Consider the following 13,836-nt stretch of genomic DNA (forward strand, 5'->3'; position numbering starts at 1 on the left):
TATTATTGTCGTAAAGATGGAATAATATATTCCATTAAGGTTTGAGTTAGGATAATAAATGAGTGCAAATTACGCATTACTCGATTGGTTAGTATTCGCAAGTTATGGCGCAATTTTATTGCTCAGTGGCTGGTGGTTTAATCGCAAACGTGCCAACTCAAGCCAAGATTTTTTCTTGGGTGGAAATAGCATGCCGACCTGGATGGTGGCTATTTCCGTTTTGGCGACGTCGCAATCTGCGGCAACCTTTATTGGTGGCCCTGATCAAGGTTATCAAGGTGATTTCTCTTATATCGCAACAAATATAGGGGCGTTTATTGCGGCATTTGTGGTGTCGGCATTTTTAATTCCTAAGTTTTACCAACAAAAAGTGTACACAGTGTATGAGCTGTTAGAAAAGCGTATAGGCCCAAAAGCTAAACGCCGTAGCGGTTTAATGTATTTATTTGGTCGTGTGTTTGCCAGTGGTGCGCGTCTTTATATGGCAGCCATCGCGGTGGCTATGATTTTATATGGCAATATACATGCCGACAGTGTGGTGATAGCGACCTTAGTACTGGCGCTGGCGGGTTTACTTTATACCTTTTTAGGCGGGATCCGCAGCGTTATCTATTCTGATGTTTTACAGAGTGTTGTTTATGTTAGTGCAGCGATCGCGGTTATTTGGTGTTTGCTGAATATTATTCCTGCCGATTTCTCGACCATTATAGCCACCTTAAATGAACCCGCTCCTGGTGCTGACTCGAAACTTGCTTTGTTTAAGTTTGATTTAGACTTTACGCCATCAGGGGTATTCAATATGGCCTCTGTATTAACCGGGTTTGTATTGTTAAATATTGCAGCATTTGGCCTTGATCAAGACATGACACAGCGTTTATTAACCTGTAAGAGTCCAAAAGAAGGCAGTAAGGCATTATTGCTATCGGTGCTGATGGTAATACCGGTTATGGCTATTTTTATCTTCATTGGCATGCTGCTTTATATTGTTTATCAGCAACCAACACTTATGAATAATCAGGCTGGAGAGGCGGTTGTACAAGAGTTTAATGGCGAAAAAATTACTATTTTTATGTATTACGTATTAAATGAAGTACCAGCAGGAATTAAAGGCTTGGTTAGTGTGGGCATAATCGCTGCGGCGATATCAACATTAAATTCGGGGCTGAGCTCAATGTCATCAGTGATAGTGCAAGATTTATATCGCCCGTATCTAGAAAAAGCCAATAAACACGTGAGTGACCACCACTTTGTTAAAGCCGGTAGAGTGGGGATGGCAGTGGTTAGTTTAGCGTTGGCGTTGATGGCAATACTTTGCTATTTCTGGCAGCAATACAGTGATATGCCGTTATTAAAGTTTGCCTTAAGCGTTATGGTGTTTTCGTACAGCGGTTTATTGGGTGTTTATTTCACAACGTTATTTACAAAACGCGGCAGTGAAGGTTCTGTGCTCGCTGCATTAATTGTTGGTTTTGTTGTTACGCTATTAATGCAACCCTATATGGTTGACTGGTTATTGCCTGAGTCGATGCGCTTTTATTTAGGTTTTACTTGGCAGTTATGTATTGGCACCTTGTTATCAACATTAGTGTGTTGTGTTGGCAAACCCAAAGCAAGTAATGAGGCATTTGCATAAATGACAGTGCGTTATGTTCTAGCCATTGATGGTGGCGGTACTAAAGTTTTAGCTGAACTGACAGAGCAATCCTCACAATTGACGTTTCGCTCACAAGGCGGGCCCGCGTCTATTTCGAATGATCTTGATTTAGCAGTTGAGAATATTGTGAAGGTTGTTCGAGACGTTTGCGAACAAAGTGGTGCAAAGGCCAGTGATATCGTTGCTGTAATGGGCCTCGCCGGAGGTGCATCAACCACATTAGCTGAGCAAGTTAAAGTAATGCTCAAGCTAATTTACGAGATTGAGTTTGCAAGTCTTCGCATAGAGAGTGATGCCATTACATCGCTTTATGGTGCAAATTTGGGGGAACCTTGTGTTGTTGTTGCCCTTGGTACAGGTGCTGTCGGAGCGCGTTTACAATCAAACAACCAAGCTAAATTAGTCGGTGGTTGGGGTTTTACTGTGGATGACTTTGGTGGCGGCGCGCGTATTGGTCTAATGGCTGTACAGTATTTATTAAACGATATAGATTGTTACGATTTACCAAAAAGCCGATTAACGATTCGCTTGAGTGAGCAGCTAGGATGCACTCGTCAAGCAATTAGTCATTGGCTTAAACAAGCCAAACCCGCGGATTATGCACGTTTTAGTCCGCTTGTGTTTAGCTTACAAAACGAATGTAAAGTAGCCAATAAGGTATTAACTGAGCACACGACGTCAGTGGTTGAGTTAATTAATAAAAGTCGCGGTACATCGCCGTTACCCGTAATTTTAATTGGGGGGCTTGCTAAGGTGAGCCAAGACTTATTGCCACTTACATTGCAAAACGAATTATCTCCTTGTAAAGGGGATTCATTAACTGGTGCCGCTATACTAGCGGTAAAGCATTACCATGACATTATTGAAAAAGGACAACGTAATGAGCCCTGAGCACGTCTTTAAGCATCAAAGTGAGTTACTTGAAGAATTAAACGGTATTGTCTCTGAAGGACAAAACCCTGACACTTTGGATATCGATCTGCTCAGCACCACTGAGATCCTCACAAAAATCAATAATGAAGATCACAAGGTTGCAGCAGCCGTTAAGCTGGTTATCCCGCAAATAAGCTTAGCAGTAGATCATATTGTTGAAGCATTTCAACAAGGTGGCAGACTTATTTACATAGGCGCAGGCACTAGCGGCCGTTTAGGTATTCTTGATGCTGTTGAGTGTGCCCCGACCTACAGTGTGAGCGAACAGCAGGTATTAGGCATTATTGCTGGCGGTGACACCGCGTTTAAAAAAGCTGTTGAGGGTGCCGAAGATAGCACCACACTTGGTGTGGAAGATTTAAAAAATGCGAACCTTACAGGAAAAGATATCGTTGTGGGTATCGCTGCCAGTGGACGTACTCCATACGTGTGTGCTGCAATTGAGTATGCTAAGTCGTTAGGGTGTGTCACGGTGGGCATTACGTGTAACCCTGATTCAGCGGTGATGCGTTTACCGCAAATTGGTATTTGCCCTGTGGTAGGGGCAGAAGCTGTGACAGGCTCAACACGAATGAAGTCGGGTACGGCACAAAAGCTTGTACTTAATATGTTAAGCACTGCCAGTATGATCCGCACCGGTAAAGTGTATAAAAACCTGATGGTTGATGTAAATGCAAGTAACGAAAAGCTCCATGCACGTGCTATTCGTATTGTGATGCAGGCAACTAGTTGCTCACAGCAGCAAGCTGTCGATGCTTTAAAGCAAGCCGAGCAAAGTGCCAAATTAGCTATTTTGATTGTATTAACGGGTAAGCCTGCAGATGAAGCAAAACAGCTGCTTTGCCAAACGAATGGGTTTTTACGTAAAGCGGTGGAGGAATAATGCGTTTTTTAGCCATTTTAATTGTGAGCTGTTTAGCATTACTTGGTTGTAAGGAAACGCCAGTTAATGTGCCAGAAAAAGCACAACCATTACAAGTGGGGGCTGTTAACTATCAAGCCTATGTGCCAGAACTTAAAGGCAAGCGCGTTGGTTTAGTTGTCAATCAAACGTCAGAAATTAATGGTCAACATTTAGTCGACTTTTTACTCGAGAAAGGCGTTGTGGTGCGTAAAATATTTGCCCCGGAACATGGTTTTCGAGGCGATCATGATGCGGGTGCCCATGTAAAAAGTACTGTAGATGCCAAAACGGGTATCGATGTTGTTTCTATATACGGCAGCAATAAAAAACCGAACCCAGAAGCACTGGCTGATCTAGATGTTATTATTTTTGATATCCAAGATGTCGGTGTGCGCTTTTATACATACATCAGTTCAATGCATTATATGATGGAAGCGGCTGCTGAAAACGGTAAAGCGTTTATTGTTCTTGATAGACCCAATCCGAACATTGCTTATGTCGATGGGCCAATTTTAGATCCCAAATTCCGTTCGTTCGTGGGGATGCATGAAATTCCCGTTTTACATGGTATGACGGTTGCTGAGCTTGCACAGATGATTAAAGGCGAAGGGTGGATAAATAACGCAGCTGAACTTCAGCTATCAGTGGTACCGGTGGCGAATTATAAGCGCACCATGACTTACGACTTGCCAGTAAAACCAAGCCCTAATTTGCCAAATGCTCAATCTATTCAGCTTTATCCATCATTATGCTTCTTTGAAGCGACACCCATAACCATTGGTCGTGGAACTGATTTTCCGTTCCAAGTCGTCGGCTATTCACCTGTAAAACTAGGAGAGTTTAGTTTTACGCCACGTGCGATTAAAGGGGCATCAATGAACCCTAAATTCAAAGACGTTGAGGTTTTTGGTCAAGATTTACGTGATTCAAACATGCATGGCTTAGATTTAAGTTTATTTATTGCTGCTTATCAACAACTAACCGATTCACAGCAGTTATTTTTTGAACGTGCTGAGTTTATGGATAAGTTAGCGGGTACAGATAAGCTTCGTTTAGCGATTGAGGCGGGACAAACCGAGCAACAAATAAAACAGAGTTGGCAAACTGAGCTTGCGGCATTTAAACGTAAGCGACAGCCCTATTTACTGTATCAATAACAAAACATATTTCAAAAAGAGGCACTTGCCTCTTTTTTATTATCACTTTTTGACGGCTGTGGTAAATTCAGGCCCTGAATAATTAAAAGGATGTATTATGAAGGTCTATTTTTGTGCGGCAGTATTTTCCTTCCTCTCTGGCTGCTCACATGCCTCTAGCAAGGCCGCACGTATACTTGACTTAAGCGCCGATAAAAGCGCTGCAGATCGAGCTATGGGCGTTAAAATGCGTAACTAAACCTAGCTATCCTAAAGTGGCACTGATGACCAAAAAAGCGGGCTGTGCACGCTTCATTATTACGATTGATCAACACGGGAATAGCAAAGATATTACCTTTCTAGAAAGTTTCCCCGCAGGCATGTTTATTAATGAATCGCGTGAAGCACTTAGTGACTGGCACTGGCAAGCAACATTAAAAAACAGCCAGCAACACGCTATTAAACGTACGGTACAGATTGATTATTTTATTAAGCAGGCCATTAATTTAGATGAAGCAAGAACGTTTTGTACAATTTAGATTAAAAGGGATGAAAAAGGGCCGCATATGCGGCCCCCAACAGGATTGATTGGTTTAAAACTTGAAGTTAACTGAAAGCTGTAAACTACGTGGATTATAGTAACTGCGTGATTCACCATAGTTTTCATCAAGTACATACGGGTTTTTGTTGTAACCTGTTTGACGGTTAAAGACATTAAATAAGTCAGCACGGAATTGTAGTTCCATGTCACCTGAGAACGTAAAGTCTTGCGTGTAGTTCAAGTCAAGTTGCCAGTGGCTTGCTGTTCTACGAGAACCAGCAGGTTCTGCATAACGACTAACATGGCTTGTCGGATAACCATACATAGTCCCATCCCAGTTTTCCCAAGCTTGACCAGACTGGAATACAAAGTACGCACCAATGTTTGCTTCCCACGGCACAGTGTAGTAACCATAGACTTTAACCTTATGCGGCTTATCTCCTGAAAGTGTGCCGTAACGGTTATCCCATGAGTAACGGCCGCGGCCATCACCATAGTATGATGAGCCAATAAAGTTATTTGCATCGTTACTTGTCGTGGTATTGTCTTGGTCGAAATTACCGTAGTAATGGCTCCACACATAAGAGGCATTGATATAGCTGTTTTCACCTAGGTATTCAGCTTCGATACTGGCTTCCCAGTATTTCGTTTCGCCGCCATCAACCTCAGCGATTACATACGATGAGCCACCGATTTCATCGATAATATCGGCAAGGTTTTCAACATAAAGGCCTTTATCTGCGATATGTTGTGGCACACCTTCGGCATCAACGCCTGAGTAATCAGTTAAGCGTGCATTGTTAGGCATATCTTCCCAAAAATGCATACCTTTACGGTGACGTACGTGAGCACGTAATACTAAATCAGAGCCCACATATTTCGTTGTGCCAAGCGTGAATTCATTGATACGACGAGGTTTCATGCCTTCTTGGAATGCTTTACCTGATGAACCACGTTGAGGTGATGCAGAAAGAATGTTGCCAGACTCATCTAGAAGTAGCTCAATTTCTGAGCGCGTATTACGGTCCCACGAGGCTGCACGAGCGAGTGAACTTGCTTCAGGATTATAAATTGCGAAATTTGCAAAGACTGAGTCTTCATCTGAGTACGTCCAAGTTGCACCTAAACGAGGTTGCAGCATATCACTCCAGTCTGTTTTATACATTTCGTACTTCTGTCCTGGAGCCAACTCATAACCTGAAACGGTGCCTGACTTCGCTTTTAAACCTTGCCCGTACCACGTATCTTGGCTTACGAGTAAACCGATATTATAAGTCCAGTCACCATGTTCTATGGTATCGTTTATTTCAAAATTGATACTACGCATTTCTGAGTTTATGCCAGAAACAGTTGTACCATCTTCAGTTGCCAGACTCATTTGTTGCACATGTGCACGATATATAGCATCTGCAGGGTCAAAGCCTGCCGTATCTGCATCAGCATCAACTAAACCGCCAAGGTAAGAGATGCGCCCCCAGCCATTTGATAAACGGGTAAGTTGTTCTTCACTTTCTTCCCATTTGGCACCAAAGTGGAGTGTATGGTACGTGTCACCCCAATCAAATTCATGTTCTAAGTTGAGTTCAAATGAATCACGATAGAAGTTTATATTGTCATATTGTGAATAAGCGCCAACACCACCGCTGCCTTTCATTACACCATCTTCAAGATAGCCATAAGTATTAATTAATGCGGTAGCTCCGGCATTATAAATAGCGATTTGCTCTTCTGTGAAACCTTCTTTAGAGACATATTCTCTTGGTTTTGGCACCGAAAAATAGCCCATCTGAGTAAGGTTGTTAACATCAAGCTGACTATTTAACGAAGGTACGACACTCAACTCAGTATCTGGTTTCGAACCTGTTTCTAATTCAAACTTACTGTATTGGAATGACAGGGTGGTTGCAGAGCCTAAAATCCAAGAGCCATCTAACGTAAAGATATCTTGGTCGGCTTTGCTACCAACAGATACACTGTCAGTTTCGTAAGCGCCTATTGAATCGCCTTTTACCTCTTTATCAGAGGTACGTTGTGAAATATTAATTAAAATATCGTCGGTCGGTGCCCATGTAAGCTTACCGAAGTATTCGTCACGGATACTTTCATAGTCTTTTACTTCGCCATAAGCTGTATTCTTGTTAGCCTTCGTTTCTTCAGGGCGATAATACGAGGTATAAAAGTACAGTGTATCTTCAATCAGCGGTCCACCTAGGCTTGCAGTTAACCAGCTTTTATCCATCTCATAACTTTCTTCGCCTATAGGGGTCGCAACAAAACTCTTCGGTTGTGCTTTGTATTCAACGTTACCGTGAAATTCATCAGTGCCAGATTTTGATACTGTATTGATTGAGAAGCCACCTGAACGGTTAAAGCCTACCGCTTTAGCACCACCGCGGTCCATGGTGACATACGCCACATCATGGGTCGAAGGCTCTGACGCTAAATTACCAAACATTGGCATAGAAACATTTACGCCATCAAAACCGTATGAGTTATCAACCCCTGAACCACCTGCTGACGGACCTAAAACTGTGTTCGCCGAAAGCTCCACACCTGGTACAAGTTTTAATAGGTCTCGGTAGTCTTGACCCACTGGCACGTTGTTGATTGCCTCTTCGCCTAGTGAGTTGGTCAGAGCTGACTTACCCTGACGGTATAATTTACTACCAGTAATGGTGATGACCTCAACATTTTCATTTGCGCCGCCGAAGGTAACGTTAAGGCTCGATGTTTGCTCAAGCAAAACATCGACGGTCATCGTTTGAGTGACCCCGTTTTTATCGGTGAAAGTGAGTTCATAAGTCCCCGGTTTTAGTTGGGGTAAGTCGTAGCTTCCGTCTTCACGAGTCACAACAGTGCGTGGTTTCGGCATTACGTTACTTTTTGCCGTTACCGTGATCCCCGCCAGAGACTGCTGTGCCTCTGGTGTTGATACTTTACCCTTGATTCCACCGGTTAAATTAGCAAAGGCTGGTGCGCTGGCTAAAGCCGCGGCCATTACAACACCTGTTAGAGCTGTTTTCTTTGCGCGAAGTGCATTATGTGTCGCTTTAGCTATGGAGCTTATTACGAGTGAGGATGCATGTTGTTTCATTGTTTCCCGTCCTTATATTTATATGCTTTGTTGGACTGCTTACCCAATTGAGACTTATGAACTTTAAAATTATGTTGCCTATACATTAAACAGCTGTTAGAAGAATCGGTCAAGAATATTTTTTTGTTACTCATGTTTGTTTGTGGAATAAAATATATTACCTTTATTGGGTAAGTGTTTGTGTTCATTTGCTTTTAAGAGCATACGGAATGTGAGGGGCTTTTTTGTAAGAAATTATGATCGCTTTATTTTTTATTAGCTTATACAAATCAATACATAACAAGATAGGTGAGGTGCAAATTTAGTTGCTAAATAAAGGCATAAAAAAAGCAGCTTTCGCTGCTTTTTTAGGTTTATAGTCAGTATTTAAAAATTAGTTATTCTTAAATTCGCCTACAACTTCATTAGAATGTTCTAGTAATTTCCTGCCTTGTCGACTCGATTGAGTCAGTGCAATGAACAGAATATCAATGACAAAATCTTGTGCAGTTCGGGCTAAAATTGATGACAGCCTTACTGATTCACCTTCAGCAACAGAGTAGAGTTTTACATCTGCTGAGTCTGCGACGGGGCTACTACCAAACTTAGTGACTGAGATCACTGCGCTGTCGTTTTTCTTAGCTTGTTTAACGACCTCAGCAATTTCACGGGTCATCCCCGATTCACTAATTGCAATAACCAAGTCACCTTTTGAAAACGTAGCAACGTAGGCAAGTTGGGCGTGGCCGTCTGGTTCAGCGATAGCTGGCATTCCTAGTTTTTGTAATTTATAAGAGAAATCTTTGGCAACCAGCGCCGAGCCACCTAAACCGCAAATAAGAATACGTTTAGCTGATTTTAATAATTCAACCGCTTTTTCGATTGCAGGCGCTTCGTTAAGGTTTTTGGTTTCAGTTAAAACGGCCAGTTTACTGCTGAGTAATTTTTCGGCAATTTGTTCAAGAGAGTCGTTTAAGGTAATTTTACCGTGTAACTTGGGCTCGCTGCTTTCATCGTTTAGTGCATCGATAACGGCTAGCTTAAAAGCAGGAAACCCTTTGTAACCTAATTTTTGTGAAAACTTAACCACGCTTGATTGGCTAACACCAACCACTTTTGCTAATTCAACAGAGGATAAATTACGAATCGCATTGGCCGAGTTTAATGTGAAATCTGCTAGTTTTGCTTCGCTGCTCGACAAAGACTGGCGTAAGGCTTTAATTTTTACAAAAGTAGACATTCGGGCTCACTTTGTTAGTTAACTTATTCTTTGTGTAATACAAACTTTTCAATCGAAAATATTAAGCGCCAAGACGCAAAATTAAGTATAAACGACGAATTATTTTTGTTTTACTCGAATTAACTTTGGAATATTTTTCTTAATTTAGATGGAATAATATAGTTTTATTCCATAATAGATACAACATTATTTGTTGAGATAGCACCATTTTTAGTGAGGTAGCGATAATGTATGCTTTTTATTCTTAGATCTTAAAATAAAATATTTTACATGTTAAGTCGGTGTTGCTACTGTATTGCAGTGAATCGTCAATGCTTAAAACTTCAGGTATGAAACTGTTATGAGTTTTCCCTCTTTAAAAACATTACTTAAACAGCTGTGTTATCTCAGTGGCGCTGCGCTTTTAGTCAGTTGTGCCAGTAATCAATATACGTTTACCCAGTCAGCTAACTACAGTCATCGCGTTAAGTTTTTAGTGATGCACTACACCGCGATTGATTACGAAAAGTCGATGCGAGCTTTAGTGGATGAAGGGGGCTTAAGCTCACATTACTTATTACCGGAGTCGGGCGATTCAAGTTATCCGCACGATAAATTAGAAATTATTCAACTTGTTGATGAGAACGATCGCGCGTGGCATGCTGGACGAAGTTACTGGCAAGGACGTGAAGATTTAAACGATCACTCCATTGGCATTGAAATAGTGAATGTGCCTACATGTCATATTCCTGAGCATAGTTCGCCTGCAATGCAAAATGATGCAAGCAAGCTGTGTATTTATCCTGATTATGATGCCAAGCAAATTGAATTATTAATTACGTTAAGCAAAGATATTCTTAAACGCAATCCAGATATTGGGCCAACTCAAATTGTAGGGCATTCAGACATTGCGCCAAGTCGTAAAAATGATCCTGGTCCGCGTTTTCCTTGGTATCAATTATATAAAGCGGGTATTGGCGCGTGGTACGACAGCGACACGGTCGATAAGTATTGGCAGTTATTTAGTGCATCGAAACCTTCGACAGAGTTAATGCAAAAAGCCATGCGCAGCTACGGTTACGAGGTGATTGCAACAGGGCAACTTGATTCACAAACATTAGATGCGTTGAGCGCCTTTCAAATGCACTTTTTACCTTGGCATGTTAGCGGTAATAACGATGCCAGAAGTGCAGCTGTGCTGTTTGCTTTATTAGAAAAGTATTTTCCTAAAAAGAGCGAGAGACTGTTTAAAGAGTATCAGCAACAGCAACTGGCAACGGAGCCTGAGACAACGGTGCTTGCGAATGCACAAGTTGTCGTACGTATTCCATCGCTCGACCCTAGTAGCCGTGAGTTAGTAAATAACCGAGGCACGTTTCAAGCGTATAAGGGACGTGGTGAAATAATCATTGAAAATCACGATGCCCGCAGTGCTGATATTTATATTAATGGTGAAAAAATTAATATCGCATCACCATTAACAGCTGAAAAAGTATATCAATACAGCTTAGCGAAACGCACTCATAACGGTATTAACACCTTTAAAGTTGACAATGTTCAACCCGAGGGGGCGAGCTTAACATTGCGGTTTCCTTACCCAACGTTGATTAAAAACACACATAAAGACCGTTTTAAGGCTGTTGATGAGCTGATAAATCAAGAAGTCGCCGCAGGATTTCCTGGCGCTGTGCTTGGCGTTATTAAAGAGGGTGAGTTAATTAAATTAAGCCACTATGGCGCTGCTAAAAAGTACCATGCAGATGGCACATTACTCGCATCGCCTGAAGCGATGAAAAACGATACCTTATTCGACATTGCCTCGAATTCAAAAATGTTTGCTACTAACTTTGCGTTAATGAAACTTGCAAGCGAAGGTAAGTTAGATGTAGAAAAACCATTATTTTATTACCTGCCAGAATTTAGAGGCAGCGGTCGAGAGCAGCGTTTAGTAAAGGATTTGCTCACGCATAGCGCAGGTTACCCTGCAGTGGTTGATTTTCACCGTAAAGATAATAAATTTGGCGAACGGTTTTTCTCGCAAAACAGTTTACGTACCAAAAATTTACTGCTTACAGGAGTGCCTTTTGTGGCGGGGCGTAATGTAAAGCACCTCTATTCAGATATTGATTACATGTTGCTAGGCGTATTGATTGAGCGCATTAGCGGTATGCCTCTCGACAGCTATGTTGAAAGCCAACTCTATCAGCCGCTAGGGTTAACACACACAGTGTACAACCCTTTGCAAAAGGGATTTTTAGCGTCGCAGATTGCTGCAACTGAAATAAATGGTAACACCCGTGGCGGGCGTATTGAGTTTGACAATATTCGTACCGATGTATTGCAAGGTGAAGTACATGACGAAAAAGCCTTTTATGCTTTAGGGGGCGTAGCAGGGCATGCAGGCCTCTTTAGTACGGCTGGCGATATAATGGTATTGATGCAGGTGCTGCTTAACGGCGGTGGCTACGACAATAAACAGTTATTTACCCCACAAGTACTCGCGCAATTTACTCAGCCTCAAGCCAGCGACGAAACCTATGGCTTAGGCTGGCGAAGAGCAGGGCACCAAGCACGCACATGGCATTTTGGCCCGTATGCCAGCCCAAGAGCCTATGGTCATACTGGCTGGACCGGCACCGTTACTGTGATTGACCCCGAGTATGACCTTGCCATCGTGTTACTTACCAATGCCCGTCACACACCTATTGAGGGCAACGATAAAAGTTATGAATTTGTCGGAAAGCGTTTTGAAACAGGTAAGTATGGTTCAATTATCTCACTGATTTATGAGAGTATATTAAATCACTAGTCGATTTAAGTTGAGTTTAGCGGCAAAGCCATTAAGCTTAGCGAGTTTTTGCATAATAAAAATAAAATATTGGTCTTAATTTAAAAGGGTTTTTATGTCTTGGTATTCAATTTTACCACCCTTGATTGCTATCTTAATTGTGTTTTGGCGCAAAGAAGTGATCATGGCTTTATTGGTCGCCGTTGCGTCGTCTGAGTTTTTGCTAGCCCTCAATGGTGAAGGCAATAGTGTGTTTTACACTTTTATCAATACCATTGAACGGGTAATCGAAGTCGCGAGCTCAGCGGGTAACAGCCGTATTCTTATTTTTAGTATTTTGATTGGTGCACTGCTTGCCTATATTCGTGAATCTGGCGGTGTGGCAGCAACCGTAAACCTATTAATGAACAAAGGTGTTGCTAAAAGTAAGCGCCAAGTGGGTTATTTAACCATGTTCTCGGGCATTGCGGTGTTTATTGAATCGAACTTGAGCGTATTAACTTCGGGTATTTTATCGCGAGGTTTATTTGATAAATTTAAAATGAGCCGGGCGCGTCTTGCCTATATTATTGATAGTACCAGTGCACCCGTGTGTATTTTAATTTTACTTAACGGCTGGGGTGCGTATGTGCTTGGCCTACTTGGTAACTACGAGATGGAAGAGTCTGCTGTTTCGGTACTGTGGGGCAGTATTGGTTATAATTTTTATGCGATTATCACCTTGCTCATCGTGTTTTATACCATTACTTTCGACAAAGTACATGGGCCATTAAAACAAGCCGAAGAGAACTTTGAGCAGCAAGAAACCGAATTAGCAGAAGAAGTTAAAGGCTCAAAAGCGCGTTACATGCTTATTCCACTTATTACCTTAATTGGCAGCATGGTTGGCTTTATGTTCTGGACTGGCGATGGCGATATTGCTAGTGGCAGTGGCTCAAAATCAGTGTTGTATGCAACCATTTTAGCCTGTGTAGTCGCTTACTTTTTAATGATTAGCTCTCGTGATTTTACTCACCATAAGCTTGTTGATATTGGGTTTAAAGGCATGGGTGAATTATTACCGCTGGTTGCAATTGTCTTGTTATCACTCACACTTGGTGCGAGCTTAAAAGACTTAGGCACCGGTGTGTTTGTAGCGGGGCTTGTGGGTGATTTCTTACCTATTTACCTTGTTGTGCCAGTGCTATTTTTAACCGGAGCGGTTATTTCATTCACAACGGGCACCTCGTGGGGCACATTTGCCATTCTTATTCCAATTGGTGTGCCGCTTATTCAAGCGCTAGGTTTACCGCCTTCACTGGTTATTGCTGCCATTCTAGGTGGCGGTGTGTTTGGCGATCACTGCTCGCCAATTTCAGATACCAGTGCGGTATCGGCGATTGCCTCTGGGTGTGACTTATTAACCCACGTTAAAACTCAAATGCCTTACGCCTTATTCGGCGGCGCATTAACCTTTATCGCTTATTTGGTAACCAGTATTTTGGTTTTGTAACTTTAAGCCCTTAAGCAAACAATAAAAAACCACAGAGAAATCTGTGGTTTTTTATTGTCCGTACCTCGTATTTCTAGGCTCGCTTCTCAAATCTCG

General features: G+C 42.0%; 9 protein-coding genes. 7 read left to right on the top strand and 2 right to left on the bottom strand.

The window, feature by feature from the left end; all coding sequences use genetic code 11:
• Window positions 1-58 precede the first annotated feature (58 nt).
• The 5 genes from GZH31_RS03935 to GZH31_RS03955 all read left to right on the top strand — a co-directional run bounded on the left by GZH31_RS03935 (window position 59) and on the right by GZH31_RS03955 (window position 5,166).
• Entirely contained in the window at window positions 59-1,633 is a 1,575-nt protein-coding gene (locus tag GZH31_RS03935; protein WP_180311402.1) for a sodium:solute symporter, read from the top strand.
• Window positions 1,634-2,545 carry a BadF/BadG/BcrA/BcrD ATPase family protein gene (locus tag GZH31_RS03940; protein ID WP_051501818.1) on the top strand — a complete coding sequence of 304 codons (912 nt, stop codon included), beginning with the start codon at window positions 1,634-1,636 and terminating at the stop codon, window positions 2,543-2,545.
• Window positions 2,535-3,470: an N-acetylmuramic acid 6-phosphate etherase gene (gene murQ, locus GZH31_RS03945; protein WP_075593827.1), complete on the top strand. Its 936-nt coding sequence runs from the start codon at window positions 2,535-2,537 to the stop codon at window positions 3,468-3,470. Before GZH31_RS03940 ends, murQ begins: the two co-directional genes overlap by 11 nt.
• Entirely contained in the window at window positions 3,470-4,648 is a 1,179-nt protein-coding gene (locus GZH31_RS03950) for an exo-beta-N-acetylmuramidase NamZ domain-containing protein (protein ID WP_118844067.1), read from the top strand. The genes murQ and GZH31_RS03950 overlap by 1 nt, the downstream gene beginning before the upstream one ends.
• A gap of 263 nt (window positions 4,649-4,911) precedes the next feature.
• Entirely contained in the window at window positions 4,912-5,166 is a 255-nt protein-coding gene (locus GZH31_RS03955; protein WP_180311403.1) for an energy transducer TonB, read from the top strand.
• 54 nt (window positions 5,167-5,220) lie between these two features.
• Here GZH31_RS03955 and GZH31_RS03960 read toward each other — a convergent pair whose 3' ends face one another.
• Window positions 5,221-8,262, bottom strand: a complete 3,042-nt coding sequence (locus GZH31_RS03960) for a TonB-dependent receptor (RefSeq protein ID WP_180311404.1) — start codon at window positions 8,260-8,262, stop codon at window positions 5,221-5,223.
• A gap of 373 nt (window positions 8,263-8,635) precedes the next feature.
• Entirely contained in the window at window positions 8,636-9,481 is an 846-nt protein-coding gene (locus GZH31_RS03965) for a MurR/RpiR family transcriptional regulator (RefSeq protein ID WP_036970537.1), read from the bottom strand.
• Window positions 9,482-9,821: 340 nt separating this feature from the next.
• Between GZH31_RS03965 and pbp4b the strand changes: the two genes are divergently transcribed.
• Both pbp4b and GZH31_RS03975 read left to right on the top strand, forming a co-directional pair.
• A complete protein-coding gene (pbp4b, locus tag GZH31_RS03970) occupies window positions 9,822-12,269 on the top strand; it encodes a penicillin binding protein PBP4B (RefSeq protein WP_118844070.1) in 2,448 nt (815 codons plus the stop codon).
• 94 nt (window positions 12,270-12,363) lie between these two features.
• Window positions 12,364-13,740, top strand: a complete 1,377-nt coding sequence (locus tag GZH31_RS03975; protein WP_036970533.1) for a Na+/H+ antiporter NhaC family protein — start codon at window positions 12,364-12,366, stop codon at window positions 13,738-13,740.
• The last annotated feature ends 96 nt before the right edge of the window (window positions 13,741-13,836 follow it).

It is taken from the genome of Pseudoalteromonas sp. JSTW (assembly GCF_013423925.1).
GTDB lineage: Bacteria > Pseudomonadota > Gammaproteobacteria > Enterobacterales > Alteromonadaceae > Pseudoalteromonas > Pseudoalteromonas lipolytica.